26 protein-coding genes and 2 pseudogenes are annotated in these 25,312 nt (G+C 58.8%); 10 read left to right on the plus strand and 18 right to left on the minus strand.

Annotation, left to right across the window (positions count from 1 at the left end; all coding sequences use genetic code 11):
- The 6 genes from trpF to leuB form a co-directional block, all read right to left on the minus strand.
- A complete protein-coding gene (gene trpF / locus AFERRID_RS15875; protein ID WP_269149210.1) occupies positions 1-159 on the minus strand; it encodes a phosphoribosylanthranilate isomerase in 159 nt (52 codons plus the stop codon).
- Positions 156-611: a phosphoribosylanthranilate isomerase gene (locus AFERRID_RS01085; RefSeq protein WP_269149211.1), complete on the minus strand. Its 456-nt coding sequence runs from the start codon at positions 609-611 to the stop codon at positions 156-158. Before AFERRID_RS01085 ends, trpF begins: the two co-directional genes overlap by 4 nt.
- A 60-nt stretch (positions 612-671) precedes the next feature.
- Complete coding sequence (gene truA / locus AFERRID_RS01090; protein WP_126604214.1) at positions 672-1,487, minus strand: tRNA pseudouridine(38-40) synthase TruA; 816 nt, start codon at positions 1,485-1,487, stop codon at positions 672-674.
- Positions 1,488-1,499: 12 nt separating this feature from the next.
- Complete coding sequence (locus AFERRID_RS01095; protein WP_126604215.1) at positions 1,500-3,698, minus strand: FimV/HubP family polar landmark protein; 2,199 nt, start codon at positions 3,696-3,698, stop codon at positions 1,500-1,502.
- Positions 3,699-3,761: 63 nt separating this feature from the next.
- Complete coding sequence (locus AFERRID_RS01100; RefSeq protein WP_113525462.1) at positions 3,762-4,787, minus strand: aspartate-semialdehyde dehydrogenase; 1,026 nt, start codon at positions 4,785-4,787, stop codon at positions 3,762-3,764.
- A 7-nt stretch (positions 4,788-4,794) separates the two neighbouring features.
- Positions 4,795-5,871 carry a 3-isopropylmalate dehydrogenase gene (gene leuB, locus AFERRID_RS01105; RefSeq protein ID WP_113525461.1) on the minus strand — a complete coding sequence of 359 codons (1,077 nt, stop codon included), beginning with the start codon at positions 5,869-5,871 and terminating at the stop codon, positions 4,795-4,797.
- A 101-nt stretch (positions 5,872-5,972) separates the two neighbouring features.
- Between leuB and mobA the strand changes: the two genes are divergently transcribed.
- The 3 genes from mobA to moeA are packed head-to-tail and all read left to right on the plus strand — an operon-like array spanning position 5,973 to position 8,322.
- Positions 5,973-6,587 (plus strand): molybdenum cofactor guanylyltransferase MobA, encoded by a 615-nt coding sequence (mobA, locus tag AFERRID_RS01110; RefSeq protein WP_113525460.1) that lies wholly within the window; start codon positions 5,973-5,975, stop codon positions 6,585-6,587.
- Positions 6,584-7,078, plus strand: a complete 495-nt coding sequence (gene mobB / locus AFERRID_RS01115) for a molybdopterin-guanine dinucleotide biosynthesis protein B (RefSeq protein WP_113525459.1) — start codon at positions 6,584-6,586, stop codon at positions 7,076-7,078. Before mobA ends, mobB begins: the two co-directional genes overlap by 4 nt.
- Positions 7,079-7,080: 2 nt before the next feature.
- Positions 7,081-8,322 (plus strand): molybdopterin molybdotransferase MoeA, encoded by a 1,242-nt coding sequence (gene moeA / locus AFERRID_RS01120; RefSeq protein ID WP_113525458.1) that lies wholly within the window; start codon positions 7,081-7,083, stop codon positions 8,320-8,322.
- 8 nt (positions 8,323-8,330) lie between these two features.
- Here the strand turns inward: moeA and AFERRID_RS01125 are convergent, their stop codons facing one another.
- The 4 genes from AFERRID_RS01125 to AFERRID_RS01145 all read right to left on the minus strand — a co-directional run bounded on the left by AFERRID_RS01125 (position 8,331) and on the right by AFERRID_RS01145 (position 13,043).
- Positions 8,331-8,972, minus strand: a complete 642-nt coding sequence (locus AFERRID_RS01125; RefSeq protein ID WP_113525457.1) for a phospholipase D family nuclease — start codon at positions 8,970-8,972, stop codon at positions 8,331-8,333.
- Positions 8,973-9,359: 387 nt separating this feature from the next.
- Entirely contained in the window at positions 9,360-11,189 is a 1,830-nt protein-coding gene (gene sppA / locus AFERRID_RS01130) for a signal peptide peptidase SppA (RefSeq protein WP_126604216.1), read from the minus strand.
- A gap of 613 nt (positions 11,190-11,802) precedes the next feature.
- Positions 11,803-12,444, minus strand: coding sequence for a dienelactone hydrolase family protein (locus tag AFERRID_RS01140; protein WP_113525455.1), 642 nt, complete (start codon positions 12,442-12,444; stop codon positions 11,803-11,805).
- Positions 12,445-12,605: 161 nt separating this feature from the next.
- Entirely contained in the window at positions 12,606-13,043 is a 438-nt protein-coding gene (locus tag AFERRID_RS01145) for an Hsp20/alpha crystallin family protein (RefSeq protein WP_113525454.1), read from the minus strand.
- Positions 13,044-13,352: 309 nt separating this feature from the next.
- Between AFERRID_RS01145 and AFERRID_RS01150 the strand changes: the two genes are divergently transcribed.
- The 4 genes and pseudogenes from AFERRID_RS01150 to AFERRID_RS01165 all read left to right on the plus strand — a co-directional run bounded on the left by AFERRID_RS01150 (position 13,353) and on the right by AFERRID_RS01165 (position 18,190).
- A complete protein-coding gene (locus tag AFERRID_RS01150) occupies positions 13,353-14,360 on the plus strand; it encodes a zinc-dependent alcohol dehydrogenase family protein (RefSeq protein WP_126604217.1) in 1,008 nt (335 codons plus the stop codon).
- Positions 14,357-15,139, plus strand: coding sequence for a L,D-transpeptidase (locus AFERRID_RS01155; RefSeq protein WP_172959311.1), 783 nt, complete (start codon positions 14,357-14,359; stop codon positions 15,137-15,139). Before AFERRID_RS01150 ends, AFERRID_RS01155 begins: the two co-directional genes overlap by 4 nt.
- 716 nt (positions 15,140-15,855) lie before the next feature.
- A pseudogene (locus AFERRID_RS01160) lies at positions 15,856-16,557 on the plus strand (zinc metalloprotease HtpX).
- Positions 16,558-16,660: 103 nt separating this feature from the next.
- Positions 16,661-18,190 carry a DHA2 family efflux MFS transporter permease subunit gene (locus AFERRID_RS01165; RefSeq protein ID WP_113525449.1) on the plus strand — a complete coding sequence of 510 codons (1,530 nt, stop codon included), beginning with the start codon at positions 16,661-16,663 and terminating at the stop codon, positions 18,188-18,190.
- Positions 18,191-18,463: 273 nt separating this feature from the next.
- Here AFERRID_RS01165 and AFERRID_RS01170 read toward each other — a convergent pair whose 3' ends face one another.
- The 6 genes and pseudogenes from AFERRID_RS01170 to AFERRID_RS01190 form a co-directional block, all read right to left on the minus strand.
- Positions 18,464-19,117, minus strand: a complete 654-nt coding sequence (locus tag AFERRID_RS01170) for an MlaC/ttg2D family ABC transporter substrate-binding protein (RefSeq protein WP_113525448.1) — start codon at positions 19,115-19,117, stop codon at positions 18,464-18,466.
- A 50-nt stretch (positions 19,118-19,167) separates the two neighbouring features.
- Positions 19,168-19,689 carry an acyloxyacyl hydrolase gene (locus tag AFERRID_RS01175; RefSeq protein ID WP_113525447.1) on the minus strand — a complete coding sequence of 174 codons (522 nt, stop codon included), beginning with the start codon at positions 19,687-19,689 and terminating at the stop codon, positions 19,168-19,170.
- A gap of 27 nt (positions 19,690-19,716) precedes the next feature.
- Complete coding sequence (locus tag AFERRID_RS15360) at positions 19,717-19,854, minus strand: hypothetical protein (RefSeq protein WP_225981779.1); 138 nt, start codon at positions 19,852-19,854, stop codon at positions 19,717-19,719.
- Positions 19,806-20,081, minus strand: a pseudogene (locus tag AFERRID_RS15365) (hypothetical protein); the annotation flags it as partial. The gene AFERRID_RS15360 and the pseudogene AFERRID_RS15365, both read right to left, overlap by 49 nt.
- Positions 20,082-20,172: 91 nt before the next feature.
- On the minus strand, positions 20,173-20,532 hold the full coding sequence (locus tag AFERRID_RS15085; protein WP_172959312.1) for a hypothetical protein: 360 nt from the start codon (positions 20,530-20,532) through the stop codon (positions 20,173-20,175).
- Positions 20,533-20,595: 63 nt separating this feature from the next.
- Positions 20,596-20,826 (minus strand): hypothetical protein, encoded by a 231-nt coding sequence (locus tag AFERRID_RS01190; protein WP_126604218.1) that lies wholly within the window; start codon positions 20,824-20,826, stop codon positions 20,596-20,598.
- Positions 20,827-20,921: 95 nt separating this feature from the next.
- Between AFERRID_RS01190 and AFERRID_RS01195 the strand changes: the two genes are divergently transcribed.
- Together AFERRID_RS01195 and AFERRID_RS01200 are read left to right on the plus strand one after the other, a co-directional pair.
- The gene (locus tag AFERRID_RS01195) at positions 20,922-21,887 is read left to right on the plus strand and encodes a hypothetical protein (RefSeq protein ID WP_126604219.1); all 966 of its coding nucleotides are present in this window, start codon (positions 20,922-20,924) and stop codon (positions 21,885-21,887) included.
- Positions 21,888-21,923: 36 nt separating this feature from the next.
- Positions 21,924-22,298 (plus strand): carboxymuconolactone decarboxylase family protein, encoded by a 375-nt coding sequence (locus tag AFERRID_RS01200; protein WP_113525445.1) that lies wholly within the window; start codon positions 21,924-21,926, stop codon positions 22,296-22,298.
- Positions 22,299-22,816: 518 nt separating this feature from the next.
- Here the strand turns inward: AFERRID_RS01200 and AFERRID_RS01210 are convergent.
- Both AFERRID_RS01210 and AFERRID_RS16150 read right to left on the minus strand, forming a co-directional pair.
- Positions 22,817-23,677 carry an arsenite methyltransferase gene (locus AFERRID_RS01210; RefSeq protein ID WP_113525444.1) on the minus strand — a complete coding sequence of 287 codons (861 nt, stop codon included), beginning with the start codon at positions 23,675-23,677 and terminating at the stop codon, positions 22,817-22,819.
- Entirely contained in the window at positions 23,674-24,024 is a 351-nt protein-coding gene (locus AFERRID_RS16150; RefSeq protein WP_113525443.1) for an ArsR/SmtB family transcription factor, read from the minus strand. The genes AFERRID_RS01210 and AFERRID_RS16150 overlap by 4 nt, the downstream gene beginning before the upstream one ends.
- Positions 24,025-24,699: 675 nt before the next feature.
- Between AFERRID_RS16150 and AFERRID_RS01220 the strand changes: the two genes are divergently transcribed.
- Positions 24,700-25,251: an SCP2 sterol-binding domain-containing protein gene (locus AFERRID_RS01220; protein ID WP_113525442.1), complete on the plus strand. Its 552-nt coding sequence runs from the start codon at positions 24,700-24,702 to the stop codon at positions 25,249-25,251.
- Positions 25,252-25,312: the final 61 nt, after the last annotated feature.

The following is a 25,312-nucleotide window of genomic DNA, read 5'->3' on the forward strand; positions in this document are numbered from 1 at the left end:
TCAGGTACCGCGCACCCGTGCGACAAACCGTGCCATTTTGTCATGATCTTTGCGTCCGGGCGACCGCTCCACCCCGCTGCTCACATCTACCGCATAAGGCCGGGCGATGGCGATGGCCTCGGCAACATTTTCGGCATGCAGCCCACCCGCCAGAATCAACGGCTTGCCCAGATCCGGCAGTCGCCACCAGTCGAAACTCCGGCCCGAGCCCCCCAGACGCCCGGCGCGGCGCAGTCCAGCAGCAGTCCCTGCGCGTCGTGATAGGCGTCCACCGCCGGCCGCAGGTCTTGCGCTGCAGTCACCCGCAACACCTTGATGTAGGGACGGCCGAATCCCCGGCAGAGGGATGGCGATTCATCACCATGAAATTGCAGGACATCCAGAGGGCACTGCTGCAGCGTAGAGGCGACATCGGCAGCTTCCGCGTTGACGAAAAGGCCGACGCGGGTGACGAACGGCGGCAGTGCCGCAAGAATTTTCCGGGCACGCACAGCATCCAGCGCCCGCGGACTGCTCTGGTAGAACACCAGCCCGACGGCATCCGCGCCGGCGGCGGCCGCCGCGCGGGCGTCCTCCGCATTCGTGATACCGCATATCTTGATACGCACCATCGGCACATTCTAACACTGCGACTGGCAGAAAGCATGAGCGCCGCCGACCGGCAGCGCCCGTCAATCACCCGTCAGGAAACCGGCGTCCACCGCATCCACCGGCAGCCCAAACTCCGCAGGATAACGCGGCGCCACGAAATAAAGGCCACCCGGCGGGGCCGTAACGCCGGCCCGACAGCGATCGCGACTGGCCAGCACCTCCGCCGCCCAATCCACGGGCCGGTCAGCCTTGCCGATGGCAATCAGCACACCCACAAGATTGCGCACCATGTGATGCAGGAAACCGTTGGCCTCGGCATCGACGGCAATCAGATCGCCCCGCCGGACGACCCGAAGCTGGCACAAATTCCGTACAGGACTTTTGGCCTGGCAGGCGGAGGCGCGAAAAGCGGAAAAATCATGGGTGCCCAGCAGAGTTTGCGCCGCTGCCTGCATGGCCTCCACATCCAGGGGGCTGTATATCCAGGCGGTGTGATTCCGCCATAGGGCGGATTTCTCGCGACGATTGAGGATCACGTAACGATAACGCCGGGCCGTAGCGGAGAAACGGGCGTGGAAGCTATCCGGGACGACCCTGGCCCAACGCAGCGCCACCCCCGCGGGTAACGCGGTATTGGCGCCACGCACCCAGGCGTCGGGACGCCGCACGACCGGGCTGTCGAAATGCACCACCTGACATAGGGCATGCACCCCCGTATCGGTTCGCCCGGCGACGACGACAGAGATCGGGCACTGGGCCACCTGGCTCAACGCAGCCTCAACAACACCTTGTACACTGTCCTGATCCAACTGGCGTTGCCAGCCACAGAACCCGTTGCCATCGTATTCGAGGCCCAGTGCCCAGCGGGTGCCTCTCGGCTCTGCCAACTGCTCCACCGCCAGGCCGGGTTAAAGGCTTCTCAGCAACTGCCGGGCTTCTTCCTGATGGGCACCACTGTCTTCCCGAATCAGTTCTTCGAGCAGATCGCGTGCCGATTCACCGTCACCCATCTCCACATAGGCCTTGGCCAGGTCGAGTTTGGTGCCCATGGCATCCCAATCCGCGACACCCGGACTGTCAGACGGCGCCCCGCCGGCGGGAGACTCGGCAGCAGGTGCCGGAGCAGGTGCCGAAACGTCCGGCGCCAGTTCCAGTACCGATTTTGCCTGAGGTCCCGGGGCCCCCGTTTCCGCCTCTGCTTCCTCCATCAACCGGAACTGCTCATCGATATCCTGCAGGAGCCGCGCCTTTTCCGCCGCCGGGAAAGCGTTCAATGCTTCTCCTGCCGCAGGCTCCGCAGAGGTATGGTCGAAGTGGAAATCCAGCACATCCGGGGGCACCAACGCCGGGGACGCTTCCCCGGGGGCAGGCTGGTCTACCCCGACGACCGGGACGGAAGCGACTACCGCCCCTTCGTCGGAGATGGCGAAGAGCGGGTTACCGGGAAAGAGTCGCGCCCCTTGAGCGGCCACTTCCTGCCACGCTCCATTGTTCGGTCCGAAACGCCCCCGCATACGTTCGGCGAGATCCAGATATTCCGCGTGGCGATCCAGATTGGCATAAATGTCGAGTAGCTTGACGTACAGCTCCTTACGCCGCGGATTTTCTTCGAGGGCGTCATTGAGCACGGCGACCGCCTGTTCCGCCTTACCGTAGGTCAGATAAAGATCGGCTTGTTCGACGGGATCGATTTCGGCGGCGCCGGCATGGGGCACTCCGGCGCTTATGGCATGATCCGCAGATGGGGCGGCACTGGCCGGGGCGGCCGCGCGCGCCCCGGCGGGGACGACCGCCGCGGGCGCTGGTGCAGTAGCGGCAGTCACCGGGGTGGGCGTCCCGGATTGAGGAGGCGCTGCGGGCGCTTTAGGCGCGGTGCTCAAAACGGAAACCCGCTGGGAAATCTCTCGCTGGCGTTGTTCCGCCTCTTTTTGGCGACGCCACATCCAGATGAACAGGGCCAGCAGCAAAAGATTTCCGCCCAGCGACAGGATCAACGGAAGATTGTTGTTGCCCTCCGCCCGGGAAAGAGCGGCAAGCTGCGCGCCCTGATTGGCCAGCAGGCGCTCCTCCGCGCTCAGACGCTGCCCCAGGCCGGCCACTTCCGCCGTCAGCTTCTGATTATCCTTGCGGAGCATGGCATCCGAGTTTTGCAGCAGGCTGGCCGGGGATGCCCCGCTGGCTACGGGAGCGGTCACCGCTGCGGCAGGGGCGCTGGAAAGCACCAGGTGCGTCGCATTCCCAACGGGTTTGGCTGCAGTCGCCGCAGAAACGGCCGACGCGCTGACGGGAGCGGCGCTCGTTGCCGCTGCGGAGGCCGTCGGCGCAGTCGCCACCGCAACGACGGACAGTTTGTTCACCGCCTTTCGGGCAGATAACCAGGCGCTGGCCTGTGCGGGTGAAGCAGACTGCACCTGGGCCAGACTGGGCACCGTCAACATGGTTCCGGCATAGAGATAATCGGGATTACCGCCCTTGAATGCCTGCGGATTGGCCTTCAGCAGCGCCGCCATGACCTGATCGATGGTGACCGCATTACTGTTGACAATAGACTGCGCGGCTTGAAAAAGAGAACCGTTGACCGGCACCGGGCCGTAACGGCTGACTCTTGCCCAGCCGTGATAGAGGGGTGCGGCAGTCGTATGGCGGGCGGGCCGCGGCGTTGTCGGAGAGGCGACGGACTGCGGAACGGACGCCGGTGGCGCGGCGACGGGGACCACGTTATTCCCGATACCGGATGCCGTATACTCCCGGACCATCTGTCCTCCGGACCAGTCGAGCTGCACCAGGAAATGCAATTCCGGCTGGTCGAGCGGCAAGGGACTGCTGATCAGTACCGCCGGCCTATCACCGCTGCGCACCGTAAAATGCCAGTGATCCAGTGCGCCCGATCGGGGAAGATCGATCATCGCGAAGTCGCGGGCCGACGCGAGTCCGACGCTGAGGTTCGCTTCGCCTTTGGGGTTCAACGACTGTAGGGGAATCTCCGCGCGAAAGGGCTCCCCCGGCGCGGAGAGCACCTGCAGCGTACCGAGTCCCAGCGCCTGCGCTATGCCCGGCAAAAGCAAACCAACGCCGGCCATGGTCAACAACCACCTGTTCTTATTCATCGATATCTTCCTCATTTGGGTAACGCCAGCGCACTACGGCGAGGTCTGTCGCCGATGACGTTTTTATAGATAGTCGCGAATCAGCAACTCTGCAATCTGGATGCTGTTCAGTGCCGCGCCCTTGCGGATATTGTCCGCAACCACCCAGAAATTGATGCCCCGTACATGGGAGCAGTCGCCGCGAATGCGGCCTACATAGGTGGCGTCCTGGCCGGCCGCATCCAGTGCGGAAGGCCAGGCGCCAACCGTACCACGGTCATCCACGACGGTGACGCCCGGGGCCTTTTCCAGCAGCGCGCGGACGGCCTCCGGCGTGATGGGCTCGCGGGTTACCACGTTGACCGCTTCGGAATGGCCGTAAAATACTGGTACCCGCACACAGGTAGCAGTCAGGGCAATGTCCGGAATCTCCAGGATTTTGCGGGTCTCCCAGAGCATTTTCATCTCTTCCTTGGTATAGCCATTGTCCTGGAAGACATCGATCTGGGGCAGGCAGTTGAAGGCAATCCGCTTGGGAAACACCTCGGCAACCCCCTCCTCGTGACGAAAAATCGCCAGGGTTTGCTGGCCCAGTTCTTCGATGGCCCGCCGACCCGCGCCGCTGACCGCCTGATAGGTCGCGACCACCACCCGCTCGATGCCCGCCGCATCGGCGATGGGCTTCAGCGCCAGCAGCATCTGAATGGTCGAGCAGTTCGGGTTAGCGATGATACCGTGACGTCGGTAATCGGCAATCCGCTGCGGGTTCACTTCGGGCACCACCAGCGGGATTTCATCGTCATAGCGAAACTGAGAGGTGTTGTCGATGACCACACATCCGGCAGCCACCGCCTTCGGCGCGTACTCCGCGCTGACCTTGGCCCCGGCGGAGAACAGACCGATATCGGCCTGCGACCAATCGAAAGTCGCCGCATCCTGTACCAGCACCTGCTGGCCGTTGAAGGGCAGACGTCCACCCGCCGAGTGGCTGCTGGCCAATAGATAGAGCTTATCGACTGGAAACTTCCGCTGCTCGAGAATCTGCAGCATGACCTCGCCGACGGCACCGGTAGCGCCCAGGATGACTACGTTGTATCGCGATTTTTGCATCTGCGTATCAATCCTTGAAGTTCAGGGCATCGACCACCGCGGCACCCATGGCTTTGGTGCCGATCACCGGCGCTCCCGGCGCCGCGATGTCTGCAGTACGCAGGCCTTGATCCAGCACCCGCTGCACCGCCGCCTCCACCCGCTGCGCCCAGGGCTCGGCATCGAGAGAATGCCGCAGCATCATCGCCACGGACAGAATCGTGGCTAAGGGATTCGCCTTGTCCTGCCCGGCAATGTCCGGCGCCGAGCCGTGGATCGGCTCGTACATCGCCCGCCCCTCGCCCAGTGAGGCCGAGGGCAGCATGCCGATGGAGCCGGTCAACTGACTAGCCTCGTCAGAAAGAATGTCTCCGAATATGTTGCCGGTCAGCAGCACGTCGAACTGTGCCGGGGCGCGGATTAGTTGCATGGCAGCGTTATCTACATACATATGGCTGAGCTGCACATCGGGATAGTCCTGGGCCACTTCGGTGACCACCTCGCGCCACAAACGGGTGCTCTCCAGGACATTGGCCTTGTCCACCGAGCACAACTGCTTGCGACGCCCCTTGGCAGCGCGGAAGGCCACGTGGGCGATCCGGCGGATTTCATCCTCGTCATAGACCATGGTATTAAAGCCGCGACGCTTGCCATCGACCACTTCCAGACCACGCGGCTGACCGAAGTAGATATCCCCGGTCAGCTCGCGCACCACCAGGATATCGACATCGCGCACCAGCTCCGGGCGTAGCGGGGAAGCATCCAGCAACTGCGGAAAAATCTGCGCGGGACGTAGGTTCGCATAGAGATCCAGCCCCTTGCGCAGGCGCAGCAGCCCCTGTTCCGGGCGTTTGGCGGGCGGATATGCGTCCCAGCGGGGGCCGCCCACCGCACCCAGAATGACCGCATCCGCCTCCAGGGCCAACTGCAAAGAAGCTGCCGGCAAGGGATCATCGCTGGCATCCAGCGCCGCGCCGCCCACCAGGCCCTCGCTACAGTGCAGGCCGAGTCGCGCGGCCTGATCCACGGCATCCAGCACTTGCCGGGCAGCCGCCACGATTTCCGGACCAATGCCGTCACCCGCAAATATGGCTATTTTTTTCATACCAGATCCTTGTTTCATCACGATGCCAATAATAAAAGGGTTTTCCGCCCCAAAGAATTGTGGAAGGATAGCATAGGCATTGCCAGCAAGGCACGACACCCGTGAACCCGTTCATCCGTACCCCAGCCCCCGCAAACCCGCCCGATGCGCAGGACGCGGTGCAGCCGTTGCCGGTCACCGGCATCATCCTCGCCGGGGGCGCCGGTCGTCGCATGGGCGGTGCGGATAAAGGCTGGCTGGACTGGCAGGGAAAACCCCTGATCGAGCGGGCCGTCGCCATCCTGCACGGGGATTGTACCGACATCGTCATCAGCGCCAACCGCAATATGGACCGTTATGCACAATGGGGATACCGTGTCGTCTCTGATCCGACGGCCGACTTTCAGGGTCCGCTCATGGGCCTGGTCGCTGGCATGCATGCCGCGACACAAGCCTGGGTAGCCAGCATCCCGGTAGACAGTCCCTGTTTACCCCAGGATATCGTGCGCCGTATGTGGCAGGTCAAAGGCGGGCATGACCTGGTGGTGGTGCGCAGCGCCGACCATTGGCATGCTGTCATCTGCCTGTGCCGCCGCGATCTGCTGGTCGACCTGCAGCGTTATCTGGACGGCGGTGGGCGGCGGGCGCAAGGCTGGTTCCGAGACCTTTCCTTCGCTGGTCTCACTCTACCCGCCGACCTGCTGCGCAACTATAACCGTCCGGAGGATATGACATGAAAGCGCTCGGTGTAGTAGGATACAGCGGCAGTGGCAAGACCACCCTGCTCTGCGCCCTGATTCCCCTGCTACACGGGTATGGATTGAAGGTCGCGGTGGTCAAGTCGACCCACCATGACGTGGACTGGGACGCGCCCGGAAAGGACAGTTACCGGCTGCGGGAGGCAGGGGCGGATGCGGTATTACTGCAGGGTCCGAAACGCTGGTTCATGACCAGGCCCGCGCCTACGGAAGTCAGTCTGGAGACCATCCGCGCCAGCCTGCAACCACTGCCAGACCTTCTCCTGATGGAAGGGAACAAGGCGCTGGCGGTGCCGAAAATCGAAGTGCACCGGCGCGGTCTCGGGCGGCCCCTGCTTGCGCCAGATGACCCCTGCATCATGGCCGTGGCGACAGATTGCCTTCTGGACATTCCCTGCGTTCAACTGGACCTGAATACGCCATCCGTTATCGCGCAATTCATCCGCCAATGGATAAAAAAGGAAGATTGAACATGGCTCACTGTTGTGGCGGTAGCAAACATGATTCCCTGGCCAAAAGTGTCACCGATGCACGGGATGCCATCCTCGCGGCCAGCCTGCCGGTGCAAGGCACCGAAAATGTCCATCTCGGTAATGCGTTGGGACGGGTACTGGCCATGGACATTCATGCCCCTGCCAACGTGCCCGCCTGGTCCAATTCGGCCATGGATGGCTACGCCCTGCGCAGCATGGATAACGATAGCGTACGACGCATCATCGGCCAGTCTTTTGCCGGACATCCCTTCAAGGGGCGTGTCGGTGCCGACGAGTGCGTACGCATCATGACCGGTGCCGTAGTTCCCGAAGGCGCAGATGCCGTCCTGGTTCAGGAGGAGGCAGAAGTCCATGCCGACCAGAAGATCACCCCGCAGGCAGTCAGCAAGGCGGGTGCGAATATCCGCCAGCCCGGTGAGGACCTGCAGGCCGGGGCCCTGGCCCTGGAAGCCGGAACCTGGCTGCGTCCCGCCCAAATCGGGCTGCTCGCCAGTCTGGGCATTGCCGAACTGGCCGTCTATCGCCGTCTGCGGGTCGCATTTATCTCTACTGGCGACGAGTTGCGCCCGCTGGGCGGCGCACTGGCTCCTGGGCAAATCTACGACAGTAACCGTTATACACTGCACGGCATGCTGGAACGTCTCGACTGTGAAATCCTCGATCTCGGCCGCATCGCCGACGATCCTGAGTCCATAGAAGCGGCCCTGCACAGCGCCGCAACCATGGCCGACGTGGTGATCACCACTGGCGGCGTCTCCGTCGGCGACGCCGACTACATCGCCGCACTCCTCGGCCGTCTCGGCACCATCAACTTCTGGAAAATAAACATGAAACCAGGGCGTCCCCTGGCTTTCGGGCAACTCGGCAACGCCACCTTCTTCGGTCTGCCCGGCAACCCCGTCTCCGCCATGGTGACTTTTTACCAGTTTGCACGCCCCAGCATCCTCAAGCGCATGGGCAAAGCGGCACCCTGGATCCCTCCGCTGCTACAGCTTCCTTTGGCAGAGGATCTCCAGAAAAAGCCCGGACGCACCGATTTCCAGCGCGGTCACCTGCTGCAAACCCCCGCCGGACTACAGGTGGCGGGAATTGGTCAACAGGCTTCCCATATCATGAGTGGAATGGCCCATGCCGACTGTCTGATCATTCTTGCGGCCGAAGCCGGGCACACCAAGGCTGGCAGCCTGGTGGACGTGCAGATACTGGAAGGGCTCGTCTGAACCCGCGCTCAATCCAGGCCATGCCGCGCCGTATAGGGCGTCGAGTGGCTGAGATGAAAGCGGAAATTGTCCGCGTAGAGTCGCTGTAACGCCGGATTCCCCCGGAATATCAAGAGATTTTCGGCGTTGACCTGCTCCGCCGCCTTGCTGAAATTGAAGCTGCCGGTGATCAGCGTCCCCGAATCGATCACCATCACCTTGTTGTGAGCGATGGCGTGCTGGTCGTCAATGTACACGGGCACCCCCTGATTGGCAAAAAAATCCGCCACCGAATATTTCTGGGTGCGCTGGCTCCTGTCCAACACCACCTTCACGTCGACGCCTCTTTTGGCGGCATGGAGCACGGCCCTGGCAATCGGCGCGCTAGTGAAGCTATAGGCCTGCACCCAGACCCGCTGCTTCGCCTCGCCGACCGCCTGCACAATGGCCGCCGTCGCACCGCCCGGCGGCGAGAACGCCACCTCGATCGTCCCCTGCGCCGGCACCGTTACGGGCGTAGCCGGCCGCGCGGCTGTGGCAGATACCCACTGATCATGTCCCCAGTTTTTCAGCGTTTGCCAGCCGGATCCACCGGCCTGTGCCCCCGCCGCAAAAGACGTCAGCAACAGTCCACAAACCAGCACAATGCTCGACCGCTTCACTCCAGCCATGAACGCTCCTGCTTATTGTTATCTTGGCTCGATAGGACCTGAAACGCGACGAGGCCAAATCGCCCAAAAATCTCCTGAATGACGCTCTGTCATTATCATGGCGGAGTCGGTGACCGCTCCGCTTCCCCTGTTCATTACATTTCCGGATTTTTCACTATGCACACTAATACATTGATATTTAAATTGCTTTTATAGCATACCGGTTCCAGAGGTAACAGGCAATCCCTGCCATCGGGGCGAACGGCAAACACAAAAAGCCAGGGCTAGGTGCTACCGCTATACGAATGCTGGCGGAAGCACGAGCACTGGCGCGTGAACGACGCAAAGCGATTACAGAGGGACGTGATCCGGCACTTGTCCTGCACCCCGAGGCAAATCCGGGGGCATTTACTGGCCCTGGAGGCCTACGGGTAAATAAGCCATAAGGGCGTATGGGTGTGCTTCATGAATCAGTAAACGAATCTGTTCCACGGGAATCACTCCAGGAAGCGCGGGATTTTTCCCCAATATAACGTCACGTAGGCTTGCCAGACTCCACATATTCGACCATTGTGGAATGGTATTCGCTGGAATTGGTTGAGGCAGGTATTGTACCTGATATTTCCCCTTAGCAAGCTTTGCCAGTTTGGCCGCCTCCTGAATGGCTTGCGGCATACCTCCGAGTGCATTGACCAACCCAAGGTGATAGGCGTCCAGGCCACTCCAGGCGCGACCCTGGGCATCGTGTTCCACTTTACTTAGTGGGATATGTCTGGCATTGGCCACCAGGTTTACGAAGTCAGCGTATGTGTTGTCTACCACGGCCTGAAGTGCTTTTTGAACATTTTTACCCATGGGTGAAAATGGGGACAGGGCGTTGGCATTTCTCGTAGTGGCTATCCCGGAATAGTGAATGCCCAGTTTTTTTAGCAGCCCCGCATAGTTCGGAAATAGTGCGAACACACCGATATCGGCAGTCAGCGTGGTGGGGTGTGCATAGATACGATCTGCTGCAGTTGAGAGCCAGTAAGCACCCGAGGCGCCTAGGGTGCCCATGCTGACGATAACGGGCTTGTGCGCCTTGCGTATGCGTAAAATAGTTGCGCGAATCGCTTGAGCAGCGTTTACATCACCACCAGGGCTATTGACCTGCAAAACCACTGCCTTGACGGAGGCTTCATGACCTACGCGATCCAACTGTTTGATCGTGGCCTGGGCAGCGACTACTCCTGGGAGGGGGGTATCTCCGGTTACGAGCATTCCGTCAATGGGTATGACCGCAATTTTGGCGTTGGCGGTTGTGGATGGTTTGGTTGCAGCCAGATAGGCATGCAAACCAATCTTTTTGATGTGTTTAGGAGTTTGTTTGAGCGCGGCGGCAACCGCCTGTCTGAAAGCGTGCTCATCGCCGATACAAGTGATCAGCCCTTGCTTCAGGGCAAGTTCTGCAGCATTTCCTTGATAATTTTCCAAGAGTTCAGGCAACTGATCTGCATAACGGCTGACCTGTGTGGTCTTCAGCCCACGACCCTTGGCGACATTTTGCAGATAAGTATCCCACCACACCTTCAGCCAGGCGGCATTTTCTACCTGCGCAGACTTGGACATATGCGTCACGGTAAGAGGCTCCATGGCGGATTTATATTTACCTTGCCGAAAGGAATACACCGTGATTCCTAACTTGTCTAACAATCCTTTGAAGTATAAACCGCGCGTCGAAAATCCTGTGATCAGGACGGTACCCAGCTTGGGCATATAAATGTGGTTGGCCTGGGCGGCCAGCAAATAAGCATCCTGGGAATAGTCGGGCGCATAGGCATAAATGGGTTTACCATGAGCGCGGAAACGCTGGAGAGCCCGTGCTACGGTGTCTATCTGGGTGATACTCCCCCCACTAAAGTCACTTAAATTCAATTCCAGCAGATGGATACGCGCGTCCGTGGAGGCACGATCGATGGCTTGAACCATCTGTCTAATGGAAACACCTGCAGGTTTCCGCCCGTCAAGATGATTGAGCGCACGACTCTGCCAGGATTCGCTTTGGCTGTAAAACAAGGAGCCCTGGGGAGCGATAAGCAATGCAGCATCATCGGGAACGGCAACGTGGTAGAACAGTTTATAGGCAAAAAAGGCGATAAGGAACAACAGAATGGCGAGCGTCAGCAGGTTGAGAACTCCTATGCGTAGCCAGTGCAAAGCGCGGCCCAGCCAAACGAAGGGGAGAAACAATATGCGCATGGTCAATCATCCCATCTGCAGCAATGAATTTTGGAGTTCCAGCGAAGCAATAAAGAACCCTACATGGGACCAGTATACAATATTTTGGTTTTTTGGCGGACGTATTACCTACTGGTACCGTCCCTGATAGTAAACCGACTAGCGTAGGCATGAGGGGATCATCCCTCCGCCGCTTCGGAAAGAACCGTATTGGACGATATGGGGCCATTCACGAGCCGACCTCCGCCGGCACCAGCAGGGCGACGGGAAAGCAAGCGAGTGCCTGGGCGAGTGGGAGGCGAGGCTCGTCTCCGGTGGCATCAGGGCGCACCGTCTCGCCGGTGAACAGGTTTCCCCATGCCGCGGTCGGGTCGGGGAGTTCCACCGCTGTGTCGGTCCATACCGCCTCGCCCACCGGCAGGCGTTTTTCGTCGCCGAGCAGGGTGGCGAAGAGCTTGGCGCGGCCGAAGGGCGGCGTAATGACGCCATTTCAAAGTACCTGAAAGTAGCCGACCCATGTGGCTACCCCGAGCCATGAAACTCAAAATATTCTTGCGCTGTCCTCGGATGGAGACGGCTGTGCCAGCGGTTAATGGGGTGACCAGCACTCAGTCGTCCTCAGGCATGGGTGCACCTACTTCTTGAAATGGCGCTGAAACCACGCCAAGGCCAGGCTTGCCGCTTCTTCCAAGGTGCCGGGCTCCTCAAAAAGATGGGTGGCGCCGGGAACAATGACCATTTGCTTCTCTGCCCGCAGCTCGGCGTAGGCTGTTTCATTCATGCCGATGACCACATCGTCGAGACCACCGACGATCAGGAGGGTAGGCGCCGTTACTCGGGAGATGGCCGGTCCGGTCAGATCAGGCCTCCCGCCGCGGGAGACCACAGCAGCAATAGCGTCACCAAATTGGGCGGCTGCGCGCAAGGCTGCCGCAGCACCGGTGCTGGCACCGAAATAACCCAGGGGCAGGCCCGCCGCCTCCGGCTGTCGCTGTGTCCAGCGGGTAGCTAAAGCCAGTCGCTCGCTCAGCAGGCCGATATCGAAGCGGGTGGCATATACCCGATCCTCCTCTTCGGTCAGCAGATCGAAGAGCAGGGTAGCAATACCACCATCACGCAGCACCTGCGCCACATAATTATTCCTGGGACTTAGGCGGCTGCTGCCGCTGCCGTGGGCAAAGAGCACCAGGCCGAGGGCGTTTTCGGGAATCACCCAGTTGCCTTCCAATCTCGTCCCTTCTGCCGAAATGTGAACGGACCGTTCTAACCCTACCATGCCTTACCTCCCGTTGACCGATCAACTCGCTCATTATAACAACTGTCACAGCCAATCGCGCTCAAAATCCGGGTATCATCCAAAAACACCTGCACAGCGGTCAGAGTACAGCAGGTAAATGCTGCAGTTGGCACACACAGTGGAGCGGTTTGCGGGTGCAATCACTCCACTTTCACTTCAATGGCATTATGCTTCGTCCGAGCACTTTTTGGCATCTGTAGATTCAGCATACCATCCTTGAACGTAGCTTTTATATTGGATTCGTCAACATTATCTGGCAGCGTAAAGCTACGAATGAAACTTCCGTAGTATCGCTCGATTCTATGAAACTTTTTCCCTTTCTCCTCCTTCTCCTGCTTCCGTTCACCCTGGATGGTAAGTACCCGTTTATCCACACTGACTTTGACATCTTCTTTCTTGACCTCGGGTATTTCGGCCTTGATCAGAAACTCGTTATCAGTCTCGCTGATATCAACGCGGGGCGACCAATCACCCGCTGTTATGAGTTCCTGACGCCGGGAAGGCCAACCCATCGACATTATATAGCGGTCGAACATGTCGTCTATTTCACGCAGTGGTTCCCATTTAATAAGTGCCATGATATTGCTCCTGTAATGATGCGGGACGGAGCCCTCACCTTGCAGGATGGCCCGCGTTCTGTCCGGCAAGGCCTGGCGCTGCGCTGTTAAATCTCAATGCCAGCCCCTTTCATTATAGCAATAGATCCCCGCACCAGAGTCGGGCGCGCCGCTCTGGGATTCCGTACCGGGTGCCGCCCTCTGTGCCATGGCTGGCGACGCGACCATTGCTGGCTGGTCTACAATTGCAGGATGAGGCTCGTTGCTTTCCGTAAACCCGCGACGGTACGTCGTCATGGAAGGTATATGGCGACTACAAGGAGGTGTTTCATGCATGCCATGGTGCTGGAAGAGGTGGGTAAACCTTTGGTGCCCACTGAACTGCCGCGACCACGGCCACAGCCGGGCCAGGTCTTGGTAAAAATACTGGCGTGCGGAGTGTGCCGTACCGATCTGCATGTAGTGGACGGTGAATTGCCCAACCCCAAACTACCACTCGTTCCCGGCCATGAAGTAGTCGGCCAGATAGAATCGGTAGGAAGCCCGGATATTTCCTTACTGACCGGTCAGATGGTGGGGATTCCCTGGCTCGCATGGACTTGTGGTGCCTGCGAATATTGTCGATCAGGACGGGAGAATCTTTGTGGGCAGGCGCGTTTTCATGGTTACACCGTGGATGGCGGTTACGCCGAGTATATGGTCGCCGATGCGCGTTACTGCTTCCCTCTTCCAGACATTTACGCCAATCCGGAAGGTGCCCCGCTATTGTGTGCGGGACTCATCGGCTTTCGGGCCTTACGTTTTGCGGAGGGGAGCCGACGCCTGGGTCTTTACGGATTCGGCGCTGCGGCGCATTTACTGGTTCAGGTGGCGCGTTACCAAGGCATGGAGGTCTATGCATTTACCCGCCCAGGCGATAGCGAGACACAGGATCTAGCGATTAAATTGGGGGCTGTGTGGGTAGGTGGATCGGATGTCCAGCCGCCACAACCGCTGGATGCGGCAATTTTGTTTGCGCCGGTTGGAACCCTGATACCTATTGCTCTTCAGGCGGTCAAGAAAGGGGGTGTTGTGATCAGTGCGGGAATTCACATGTCGGATATCCCAGCTTTCCCCTATTCCTTACTCTGGGAGGAGCGACAGGTGCGATCTGTTGCCAATCTGACGCGCAAAGATGCCGAGGACTATTTCCCACTGGCACGGCGTATCCCGGTGCAAAGCCATGTCACGACGTATCCTTTGAGCATGGCAAATGTGGCATTGGCGGATTTGAGACGGGGTGCGATCCACGGTGCGGCGGTGCTGGTTATGGGGACATGGCAGGAACGCGAAACGTGAAAAGGATATGGATTCTAACGGTCCTGCTGTGGCTTGCTTCTGCTGCTGGCAGCGGCGCACTCGCGGCAACTGCGCCGGCACCGGTTTGGTTGCGTGTTGCCCGCGCACTTGCGCAAATGCACTATTTACCAGGGCAAGTGGGCTGGACCGGGCTAGGGGGGGCAAACCCACAAATTTGGTGGTTATGGCCGTCAGGCACGCCGTCTGCACTGCAGGTGCTCACTCCGAACTCTCCTGGATCGCCCTTGCTCTTCGGGGCTCTGGATTTTTTTGCCAAGGTGCATGGGCTGCCATGGTCAAACCAAAGCAGCGACTGGTTTGATCCAGACAACCGTCATCGCCTTTATGCGGACGTCCTTGTCGCCCATCGGCGCGGGGAATACGCGCCAAAGCCGTTTGTGTGGGTTTATGTGCGCAAAGGCACGCCAGAAACTTTGTCTATTTGGCGGTACAACGCGGCAACGAATAGGGGTAAATGGGTGTTGCAAAGCCCGACCAATACCGGGGTGCCCGGTGCGGACACCCCCAACGGTACCTGGGCAGTCTACGCGCGCTTTCTGAGTACGCGAATGACCGGTTGTTTTCCCCATGGCGAGTGTTATAACGATTCCGGCGTGCGCTTCGTCAATTATTTCTGGGATGGCCGTGCGGTACACTATTTCCCACGTCTTGCGTACGGGTTTCGACAAAGTAACGGTTGTGTGGAACTGCCGTTAAAGGCGGCACAAAGCGCCTATGGAATGATGCACATCGGTACGCCGGTGACGGTGGCGCCATGATACGTTTGATGCGGCTCAGTCGGCACGGATGGTGGTGCTTATTGGCTTTTGGGTGTTTTGTTGCCACGATGGCGCCATGTGAAGCGGCGGCCGGGGTGCATGTCCCTGTCCTACTGCGGATACTGACACCGCGCGTGGGAGAGATGATCCATAGTAATCAGGACAGGGTCGCTGTGCGCCTTCTGGTGTTGCCTCCTTCCGCATTTCAAAAGGGGTTGCAAATCAGAATGACGCTGGACGGCAAAATCCGACCTCATGTGCGGACGCGCGCATCTTTCACCATGACTCATGTATACCGTGGAAAACACGTTTTGCAAGCCGCTCTTGTCACGAAAAGAGGCCGTATCGTGACCGTGTCTCCTGTGGTGGTGTTTTATCTCTGGCATGCTTCCCATTTATTTCATGCCGCTCCCATTCATTAGGCCTGGCAACGGCTATATGGGCTGTGGTCAAAAAATTTCCAGGGAGAGGGTGTAATGTTGCGTTGGCGTTGGCACCATCTTATCAATTGGCTTGAATCGACAGGCATCATCAGCGCGATGTTGTTGCTGATGACGTGGATCGGTTGGCTCCTGGGTGGTGTGGAGACGCTTTACGTGATGCTGGGTGCGGGCATTCTGTTTATTTTATTTGCGCCCCGGCTGATGCCACAATTACTCATTCGTAGAATGGGAGCGGAAGTCATTACACCCGGGCAATCACCGCTGCTCTTCGATATGGTGCAAAGACTGTCCGAACGCTCTGGGCTGGAACATTTCCCGACCTTGTATCACCTGCCCACCCCTGCCCTGAATGCATTTTCCACCGGACTGGATGCGCATGTGTCGTTGGTGATTTCTGATGGCCTGCTGCGCACACTTGACGGGCGTGAACTGGCTGCTGTGTTGGCACATGAGATCTCCCATATCCGCCACAAGGATATCTAGGTCATGGTGGTTGCGGATCTCTTCAGCCAGATGACATGGACGTTTTGTTTGCTGGGCCAGGTTTTGATCCTGATCAATTTACCCTTATGGATCATTCATAAGTACACCATGCCCTGGGAGCTGATTTTTTTGCTGATTGTCGCACCCTCGGTAAGTATGTCTTTGCAATTGGTTCTTTCTCGCACACGTGAGTTTGAGGCGGATCGTGGCGCCATGGAACTCACCCATGATCCCCAGGGTCTGGCCAGCGCACTGCAAAAGATGGAAGATGCCCAGGAGCGGGAACTGAAAATACTGTTCCCCAAACTGGGCAGAGTAGCCATTCCCTCGTGGTTACGCACCCATCCGAGGACAGAAGAACGCATTCGCCGACTTTTCTCCGCAATGCGTCCCTTGAGCCATCCGGAAATATGGGCATGGGACCACGGTGTAAGTCTGCCCATGGCCAAAGACCTGCCACGTTGGCGTCACCTGTCCGGTTTTCGTTGGTAGTAGGGATAGCCTATTACTTTATCACGGCAGGAATCCCCATTGCCGGGCACCCCCGCATGGATCCCGGCGGGCGCAATTCCCGGTTTTACCAAAGGAGAAACCCTTGGCGGCAAGCGCAATTCATGCGACTACCCCTCCTGAACCATCCCAAGAGCATCGTTGGCTGATCACCATTGCCCTTATGCTGGCGATGGTGATGGTCTTGTTGGACATGACTGTAGTGAGCGTGGCGCTGCCCTATATGATGGGAACCTTGGCTGCTACGCCGAACCGCATCACTTGGGTGCTCACCGCCTACCTAGCCGCCAATGCCGTCACTATACCATTGACCGGCCATCTTGCTGCCCTCTTTGGGCGGCGGCGTCTTTTCCTCATCAGCGTTTCCGGTTTTGTCGTTGCCTCGGGGCTGTGCGGAGCGAGCCAGACTTTGGCGGAAATCGTCTTTTTACGTACCCTGCAAGGGGGATTCGGCGCGCTCATGGTGGTCTTGACTCAATCCACCATGGTCAATCTCTTTCCGGGCAAGGAACGGGGGCGAGCCATGGCCATTTGGGGCATGGTGCTGATGGTGGCGCCGGCCATGGGTCCGGTCTTGGGCGGCTATATCACGCAGCACATGGGCTGGCGTTGGCTGTTCTACATCAACCTTCCCGTCGGGATTTTTTCGCTCTTGCTGGGTGCCGCCACCATGCGGGAGAGCGAAAGAAAAAATCTGTCCACTGACTGGCCGGGTCTATTGCTCATGGCGATTGGAATCGGCAGCCTGCAAATCGTGCTGTCACGGGGTAATGAGGATTATTGGTTTGACTCCAGACTCATCGTGGCCCTGTCGATCCTCGCGGTTTTTGGTATCCTCACTTTTTTGCTGCGGGGATGGATGATCGCCGACAACATCATCAATCTCCATCTCTTTCGCGACCGCAGTTTCGCCACCGCCACGCTGATCACCGGCGTATTCGGCCTTGGTCTCTTCGGCACCACCGCCATGCAGCCGCTCATGCTGGAGGGACTGCTGAATTACATGCCGGAAACCATCGGCTGGGTCATGTTTCCGCGCGGCGTCGCCAGCGCCGTTACGATGATGATCGTTGGGCGCTTCATCAATCGTTACCAGCCGCGACTTTTTATCGTAGCCGGGGTTTTACTGACTGGGATCAGTACCTGGATCATGACCAGTTACAGTCTGTATATCAGTCCTGCCTGGGTCATTTATCCCGGTATTATCCGGGGGATCGGTATGGGGCTGATTTTCGTGCCCCTTACCGTCATCGCCTTCGATACCCTGCCGCTCGCGGTATCGGCGGAGGCCAGCGGTATTTTCAACCTCGCCCGTACCCTCGGGAATTCCATCGGTATCGCCATCGACGGTACCGTGCTCACCAATGAGACCCAAATCAACTGGAACCAGTTGGGCGGGCACATCAATACCTTCAGTGCGGCGTTGCCGAATTGGCTGCAAGCCAGCGGATTGGCAGCACAGGATCCCCGCGTCTGGGCATTGCTCGGGCAGACCTTATTCAGCCAGGCCGAAATGATCGGCTTCCTGGACGTGTTTCAGTGGATCACCATCATCTTCTTTTGCCTGTTGCCCCTGACATTGCTGATCCCCAGGCGCGTTCTTCCAACAGGTTAAGCCGAGATGACAGGTACGGATGGGGCGAGAATGGACAGGCGGAGCGTCCAAAAGCATTGGTGGTATATAAAGCTTGCGGCCTGGCAATACCGCATGTAGGTGAACGGAGCACGATGCCGTCTTGCTTAGTCGCTCAAGCATGAGCCCGACATTACTCCGTTCCGTTGGCATGGAATCTGTGCGCTGCGCAGCCGATAGTGCCTTTATTTGTCCGGACAGGTGCAGTGCGGACGGGCGCCCCTCTTTTTGGCTGCGACCCATAGTCCGCCGCGGTCACTGGCCCTTATTCCAGGGCCGCTCCTTTTTGCTCAGATCCTGGAGAAAATTGGCGATTCCCTCGCGGGCCACTGTATGCCCGTAAGTATTCCGGTAAGTCAGGTTCATGCATACCCCGTCGATGAATACATCGTAAATCTTCCAGCCGGAACGTTCCTGGAGGAACGCATAGGTGACCGGAATGTTCGCCAGCCCATTCGTTTGCAGAATCGTCGTATTTACCTGCACGACGTCAGGATGTCGATATATCTGGCGACTGCTTAGGACCTGTACCGTCTGTCCGGAGTAATGACTGAATGCAATCATGTAGGTATGAACCAGTTGCTCCTTGAAAAGCCGGACGAATTCATCCTGCTGTGCCGGCGTCATCTGGCTCCAGTATTGACTCATGACGAAGCGCGACATGGTCATGAAATCAATGTGGGGCAGCACGATATCTGCAATCTGTTGCTGGACGGCGGGAGTGAAAGGTCGCCCCTCGTGCGTCTGCAATACGTGGATGACCTCTTGGGTGATGTCCCGGACAATGATAGTGGGCGTATCCGGTACCGCCGCCCAGACTGCGGTGCTCCACAGGAGCAGGAAACATGCGCTCCAGATACTGCTGAACACTCTGAAACGATACAGTGTTGCGATGTCTTTGTTGTTCATGAGGACGTCCTTTGCACCAATGTCGGTACAATCAACCCAAGGGGAATGAATTAAGTAATCAGGAGTTCGTTTTCTCCCGGATTGCGACTATAAAGATCTCCATTAGACAAATGCGCTATTTTCAGTCCCAACCGCCCGCCGTCATCCATCTGGTAGGCCAGTCCCAACTCCAGCCGGAAGAGAAAGGTGCTACCCATATTTTTACTGGTGCCTTGACTATAGCCGCTCAGGGCGGCCTCCGGTGTGAGTATCCAGTGCGGTGTCAACGCAAGGTCGGCATAAAGGCCTCCATAACCATCGACACCACCATCGGTGTTGGCGAGCAAGCCTAGCATATAGCCAATGCCATAAAATCGGAATCCGGACTGGTATTCCGCATCGAACTCGGCCGGAGTATGGTTGTAGCCGCCATCATCGACCGCACCGACCAGATTGAGAGCGCCGGCGCCAACGCTCAGATAGGGTGCGCCGCTGGGCATCAGGGTAACGGCCCAGGCCGAAGGTGCCACTGAAAACAAGGTGACCAATCCGAGGATCCGTAGCCATTGTAGGGTAAAAAACGGGTGACGCATGAGCCCTCTCCTCGAGCAATAAATGTGTTATCCAGCTGCATCGTAGGTTGGTTTTTCCTGAATTCCGCCTGCCAGCCGGTAGCCGTCGGCGTCCTTACCGCGGATACGCCGCCAGATCACCTGTGGCGTGAGGCGGTTGGCCACGACGATAAAAACTTTGCGCATGTGCCCTGCCGGACACTGAACTGAACCGCCTTGACGGCATGCCAGGAGTGGTCAGTCTGAGCGAAGAGAAAACTGCGATTCCCCAGCACCTGGGAGGCGCCGGCTTCGCGCAAGTCCGCATAGTCCGGAGCCGAATGACGTGGCCATTTGCCCCCGTCGTCCAGCACCAGGGTCTGCCCGCCCCAGGCCTCATCCCAGTCGTCTGGGGTATTGAAATAGAAGATATGAGAACCGAGCTTGCGCCGGGCGTCAGTGTGCGGCGAAACGGACCCGCCGGGCGGGGCGTAATGCCAGTGCTACCGCCACCCTCGCCCTCAATTACGTCAACAGCGTCCTCATCGCCTTCGACCAGCACTGGGCGGCGGAGCATGGCTGGGGCAAACCGCCGGCGCAACTGGATATCCGCGCCTGGTTCAACCCCAATCTCCTATCGCGCTGGTTCATCGTCCCCGGCATCGTCGCCCTCCTTACCTTGGTGGTCACCCTGCTGGTGACGAGACTCTCGGTGCCCGGGAACGGGAAATGGGCACCTTCGACCAACTCGTCGTCACCCCTATGCGCCCCGGCGAGATCCTCCTCGGCAAGTCCCCGCCCGGGTTCATCATCGGCGGGCTGGAAGGCAGCTTCGCCACCCCCTATCGCGAATATGCCGGAAGGAGGCGCTGACCGTCCCCCCATGGCTCCTCCAGGCCCTGCGGGCCGGCACCTACATCCTCGGCGCCGCTATCGCCGCCGCCATCGTCAAGAAACGTGAGGCATTGGGTTTCGACCACCAACCCCCTTACGACCCATGAAGGATATCGTCGGGGAAACGGCGAAACAGCCGGGACGCGCCAGACGCCGCTGCCATTCCTGGATCAAGGACAGCGGTGGGGAGTGGAACAAGACGGGCAAAAACTGCGGAAAACGCTCGCCGTAGCGCCCCATCCAATCCCGTGCGTCGTCCTGGATGGTACGATCACAACAGGTCATAGCTGCTCCTTTCAATAAGAATAAACTAATATTCTTGACAACATACGGAATTTGTAATACATCCTAACCGTATAATTTAACGAGGGAGCGGCACCATGAAACGACGTCATTTTCTCATCGCTAGCGCCACCGCCACAGTGGCGGCCCTGGGCGCTCCTCTGTTCCGCAGCGCCCAGGCCGCCACCGCAGGGAATCCCTATAAGGGCTTTCCCGTGAACTACGTGGCGGAGTTCCGGGCCACGCCTCCCCATAAGGAGGCGGTGACGCGAGCGGTCCAGGGCCTCGCCACCCGGCTGAAGGGCACACCGGGTTTCCTCGGCATCACCCTCAAGCAAATGGTCGGCACCTCCACGATGGTCATGAATTACCCACCCCAGTACAAAGGCATCCTGGCCGACGCCAATGAACAGGCGGTGCAGGAAGGACGCTTGCCCTATTCTTTCCTCCTCCTGGTCCGTTTTGCCGACCCAGCGGCCCTGCAGGGGGCGAAGCTCGCCGACTGGCTACACAGTGCCCTCGCTCCGGCCCTGGCCTTTACCCCGCCCGGCACCAGCGAACACACCCAACTTCTCCCCCTGGCCGGCATTTACGCCAGCCTCATCGCCGGGGACCGCAAGGAAATCTTCAGCACCGGGCCGGCCATCGCCCGCTTTCTGGCCCATCAAGACGATACCCCTGAGCGCAAGCTGGTCACCGTGGTCAACCATGTGATGGTGCCCGACAAGGATCATGCCCTCGTTGAGGCCAAAGTGGGGCCACTCCTGAAGGTCGCCCAGAACACCTTCCAGCCCAAGGATGACGCCAACGACATCGGCCAGCCGGGGGCCAAGGACAACCGCGACTACCGCAAGGCGATGAGCACGGAGATCCTGGCCAATACCGAGACTTGCGGATCCTTGCGCAGCTATCTCATGCACGGCGTCTGGGAGTCGGTCTGGGATCACGAAAACTCCCACCTCGATCCCCGCTTCCAGCATGCCTTCCTGCAGTTGGCGCCCTACATCGTCGTCGGACCGGTAGAACCCTTCTACCAAACGTGGTTTTTGGAAAACCGCGCCTAATCCCGGGCGCCCCTGCACATTTCAAGGAGATCACCCATGTCGAACAAAGCATCGCCCACCGCCGAAGAGATCCTTGCCGGCATGCGCCAGGCCATGGGCCGGGTCCCGTCGGCCATTGAAAAATCCGTAACCGCAGATCCGGTCCTCATCCACGAGCACATGCGTTCCCGCGCCTTCGCCATGCCGGCGGAGGGCGTTCTGGACGAGGAAACCCGTACCCTGATCTACCTCGCCGCCGCACTGGCGGGTTCCAGCCATGCCTGTGTCCAGGCCATGGCTGACAAGATCGTCCAGCAAGGCGTCGCCCCGGCCAAGGTCGTCGAAACCATCCGCATCACCCGCTTTGCCATGGCCACCAAGATCATCGGCGACGCCGAACCCATCTTTGCTGCCCTGAACAGCAGAGCTTAGCACCTGGGAAACAGCAATCCACCTTGTGGATTATCCTTGTGCGCGGGTTTCCCACCACCAGACGCGCAGACGTTCCAGCAATACTGTCCAGAGCATGGCGTAGCGGCCCTGCTGTTCTTTGCCCTGTTCGATTCGCAGGACCATGCGCTGGCTATCGATGTCTCCGACATTTAAGGAGATGACCTCATGAGCGCGCCTCAGCCGCTGGGTACCGGAACTGGCGGCGCTGCCCAGTTGCGTCCATTCATCCGCCCCGGACAGCGGAGATCGATATACTGACTCGTGCAGGAGTCACCCTCGGGTCAAACTACCTTTATCCCATTGTGGATCGCCGGCAGGTCCGGCAGCGTGCCCTAGATGCCTTCCGAAATCTGAAGAAAGCAGAATAATTCAAAGTGCTGCGAGATTTTCGAGTGGCTCTGGTATCGGCGTCCATCCACTCCGATCAATCTGTTGCCACGACTGTGCGAACATCGCGAAGATGTCCTGCATTTCCAATCTGACATTATCATGGCACATCAGCCACCAGGCTTGATCGCCTCAATGGTGGCGGAAACCACGTAGTCTGTCACGTTGTGGCCCGGCGCCCAGTCCTTGATAAACTCCTTTGACTCGTCCTTCGGCTGGATACGGATCCGCTGGAAGCCGGCCTCGTGCATCATCGCTTCCAAGTCATCGATCAAGGAGGCGTTGCCCATGCAACCTGCAATGAGGCCCGCGTTACTACGCATCTCCTCGGGGAGCTCGATAGTGGCGACCACATCCGAGATGGCTAGCCGTCCGCCCGGCTTGAGTACGCGGAAGGCATCACGGAAAACCTGGGACTTGTTCGGCGACAGGTTGATCACGCAGTTGGAGATGACCACGTCGGCGGTCGCATCGGCAATCGGCAGGTGCTCAATCTCGCCGAGACGAAACTCCACGTTTTCATACTGTCCCTTCAGGGCGTTTGCGCGCGCCTTGGAAACCATATCCGGAGTCATGTCGACGCCGATTACGCGGCCGCTGCCGCCAACCTCGCGAACGGCAAGGAAGCAGTCAAAGCCACCACCTGAACCCAGATCGACCACGGTTTCGCCCGATTTAAGTGCAGCGATGGCCTTGGGGTTGCCGCACCCAAGGCCCATGTCGGCCCCAGAGGGAACCAGATCAAGATCTGCCTGGCTGTAACCGAGGCGAGTGGAGATGAGGGTGTTGATCGCACTATCGTCTGTGGTGCCGCAGCAACTGGCGCCAACACCGCAGCCTTGGCCCTCGGTATTGGCCTTCGCGACCTGGGCGTATGCCTCACGCACGCTCTGGCGGTGTGCGTCGTGGCCAGCGGCCTGACCCTGATCGGTAACGGCGGAAGTGCCGCAGCAGGCATTCTGTTTGCTCATGGATTTCCTCCTTGCATCTTCGGTTGTGCGGGCAAATCGCTAAAGAACGCGGCGAGCTGCTCAAGGGTTTGCGGGGCCACCCAACACTCAACCTGTTGGCCCTTGCGCGCCATCTGGACAAGACCGGCGCGATGGAGTTCTTTCAGGTGATGGGAGAGGGTGGAGGCCGAAATATCAACATCTGCACCAAGCTGGCCGACACTGTAACGCACCGCATCCTCCGTACTACAGCTGGTGCCGGGTGGGCAGCAACTGGCGAGGCGGCGGAACATGGCCAAGCGATGAGGATTGCTCAGTGCCTTGAACTGAGCCGCGAAGGATTCGACATCATTTCTAATATTCGTCATGTTTCGAATAATAGAGAAGCAGCGCTGGCGAAGTCAAGATATACTCGCCCCATTGCTTAACCGTGCCGGATTCTCACCAACAGCCAGCGACTGGAAATGCGCCTTGCCGCAGACGATCTTGGTGCTTTCTAAGAAAACTCCATGAAAACATTTTGTTGCTTCAGTATAATGGCGGAGGCGGTGAGATTCGAACTCACGAGGGGCGTTAACCCCTGCCGGTTTTCCTTACCCGCTATGGCTTTCGCCACAGGGCCACAAGGACCCCTTTGGAGTCTGGATCATGCCTTCACCCTGGCCATGAGGCTGTAGGTGGGAACCGTCTGATCTCTACACCTTCCGGAACTTTTCCGGCTTGGCTCGGCGTTACCTCGGATAAACCAGGGGATTCGCCGAATTTGATTCCTGCCACCCTGCCCGTTTCCCGGCAGAGGCTCGATTGGGGACAAGACCGGTGCAATCAACCGCTCTGCCACACCTCCGTGGCCCGCTAGTGTAGCGAAAGCGCCCCCTCATGGGAATGGACGCAACGCCAACCCACATTAAAATATTATATGCTTATTTTCTGGTTATTTATCCTGCAATTAAAAATACCTTGGTGTCAACCATAAGGTTCCGGGACTATACTGCCCGCACGCTCGCTATGGAGCGCAAACAGCGAATATGGAGGAGGGGTCGATGTTCAGAAAAATGACAGTGGCGGCCATTTTAGGGCTTAGCCTGGCGGGGCCAACGATGGCTATGGCGGCGGAGGCCCCCTCTGGGGCTACGGGAAGTACTGCCGGAGCTCCGGTCGCGCCCCCGGCTTTCATGTCCCCGGCCTGGGCGCAGGATCTGTGCACCGCGTGGAACAACAGCCCGACATTGACCGAAAAACTGGCCGGTTCCTGGGTCAAAAACAACGGCGGTAAAGGCTACAAGGTGATGGAAGTCTCCGACTCCGACATGAAGACCACCCCACCCGTGCAACTGGAAATCGCCCTCAAAGGGGGCAAAGCGGTATGCAGCTATGGCGGCGCCATCAAAGTCAGCAAGCTTAATTATAATTATGACTATAAAATGTGGGCAACCACCCATGATTGGCATCACATGGGGTCACCGCTGACCGCCATGATGTTCGGGCGCCTGAACTTTAAGGGTCCGAAAATGGAAGCCATGGAAAACATGGGTCCCTTCTCTGCTTTCCTGAAACTCGTCAAGGACGTGCCCGCAACGGTTCCCGCTTCCTGAACGGCTGATCGGGGCGCAACAAAAAGGGGCACCCGGCATTCCGGGCGCCCCTTCGGCATGT

It is taken from the genome of Acidithiobacillus ferridurans (assembly GCF_003966655.1).
GTDB lineage: Bacteria > Pseudomonadota > Gammaproteobacteria > Acidithiobacillales > Acidithiobacillaceae > Acidithiobacillus > Acidithiobacillus ferridurans.

What these genes read in the sequence shown, in the direction of transcription:
- AFERRID_RS01150 (WP_126604217.1), top strand. Translation starts at nt 13,353, where the DNA reads ATGCATGCCATGGTGCTGGAAGAGGTGGGTAAACCTTTGGTGCCCACT.
- AFERRID_RS01190 (WP_126604218.1), bottom strand. Translation starts at nt 20,826, where the DNA reads ATGACCTGTTGTGATCGTACCATCCAGGACGACGCACGGGATTGGATG.
- AFERRID_RS01200 (WP_113525445.1), top strand. Translation starts at nt 21,924, where the DNA reads ATGTCGAACAAAGCATCGCCCACCGCCGAAGAGATCCTTGCCGGCATG.
- mobB (WP_113525459.1), top strand. Translation starts at nt 6,584, where the DNA reads ATGAAAGCGCTCGGTGTAGTAGGATACAGCGGCAGTGGCAAGACCACC.
- AFERRID_RS01095 (WP_126604215.1), bottom strand. Translation starts at nt 3,698, where the DNA reads ATGAATAAGAACAGGTGGTTGTTGACCATGGCCGGCGTTGGTTTGCTT.
- moeA (WP_113525458.1), top strand. Translation starts at nt 7,081, where the DNA reads ATGGCTCACTGTTGTGGCGGTAGCAAACATGATTCCCTGGCCAAAAGT.
- AFERRID_RS15085 (WP_172959312.1), bottom strand. Translation starts at nt 20,532, where the DNA reads ATGGGGGGACGGTCAGCGCCTCCTTCCGGCATATTCGCGATAGGGGGT.
- AFERRID_RS01145 (WP_113525454.1), bottom strand. Translation starts at nt 13,043, where the DNA reads ATGGCACTTATTAAATGGGAACCACTGCGTGAAATAGACGACATGTTC.
- AFERRID_RS16150 (WP_113525443.1), bottom strand. Translation starts at nt 24,024, where the DNA reads ATGACGAATATTAGAAATGATGTCGAATCCTTCGCGGCTCAGTTCAAG.
- AFERRID_RS01210 (WP_113525444.1), bottom strand. Translation starts at nt 23,677, where the DNA reads ATGAGCAAACAGAATGCCTGCTGCGGCACTTCCGCCGTTACCGATCAG.
- AFERRID_RS01220 (WP_113525442.1), top strand. Translation starts at nt 24,700, where the DNA reads ATGTTCAGAAAAATGACAGTGGCGGCCATTTTAGGGCTTAGCCTGGCG.
- AFERRID_RS01175 (WP_113525447.1), bottom strand. Translation starts at nt 19,689, where the DNA reads ATGCGTCACCCGTTTTTTACCCTACAATGGCTACGGATCCTCGGATTG.
- AFERRID_RS01085 (WP_269149211.1), bottom strand. Translation starts at nt 611, where the DNA reads ATGGTGCGTATCAAGATATGCGGTATCACGAATGCGGAGGACGCCCGC.
- AFERRID_RS01195 (WP_126604219.1), top strand. Translation starts at nt 20,922, where the DNA reads ATGAAACGACGTCATTTTCTCATCGCTAGCGCCACCGCCACAGTGGCG.
- AFERRID_RS01125 (WP_113525457.1), bottom strand. Translation starts at nt 8,972, where the DNA reads ATGGCTGGAGTGAAGCGGTCGAGCATTGTGCTGGTTTGTGGACTGTTG.
- AFERRID_RS15360 (WP_225981779.1), bottom strand. Translation starts at nt 19,854, where the DNA reads ATGCGCAAAGTTTTTATCGTCGTGGCCAACCGCCTCACGCCACAGGTG.
- AFERRID_RS01170 (WP_113525448.1), bottom strand. Translation starts at nt 19,117, where the DNA reads ATGAACAACAAAGACATCGCAACACTGTATCGTTTCAGAGTGTTCAGC.
- leuB (WP_113525461.1), bottom strand. Translation starts at nt 5,871, where the DNA reads ATGAAAAAAATAGCCATATTTGCGGGTGACGGCATTGGTCCGGAAATC.
- AFERRID_RS01140 (WP_113525455.1), bottom strand. Translation starts at nt 12,444, where the DNA reads ATGGTAGGGTTAGAACGGTCCGTTCACATTTCGGCAGAAGGGACGAGA.
- sppA (WP_126604216.1), bottom strand. Translation starts at nt 11,189, where the DNA reads ATGCGCATATTGTTTCTCCCCTTCGTTTGGCTGGGCCGCGCTTTGCAC.
- AFERRID_RS01100 (WP_113525462.1), bottom strand. Translation starts at nt 4,787, where the DNA reads ATGCAAAAATCGCGATACAACGTAGTCATCCTGGGCGCTACCGGTGCC.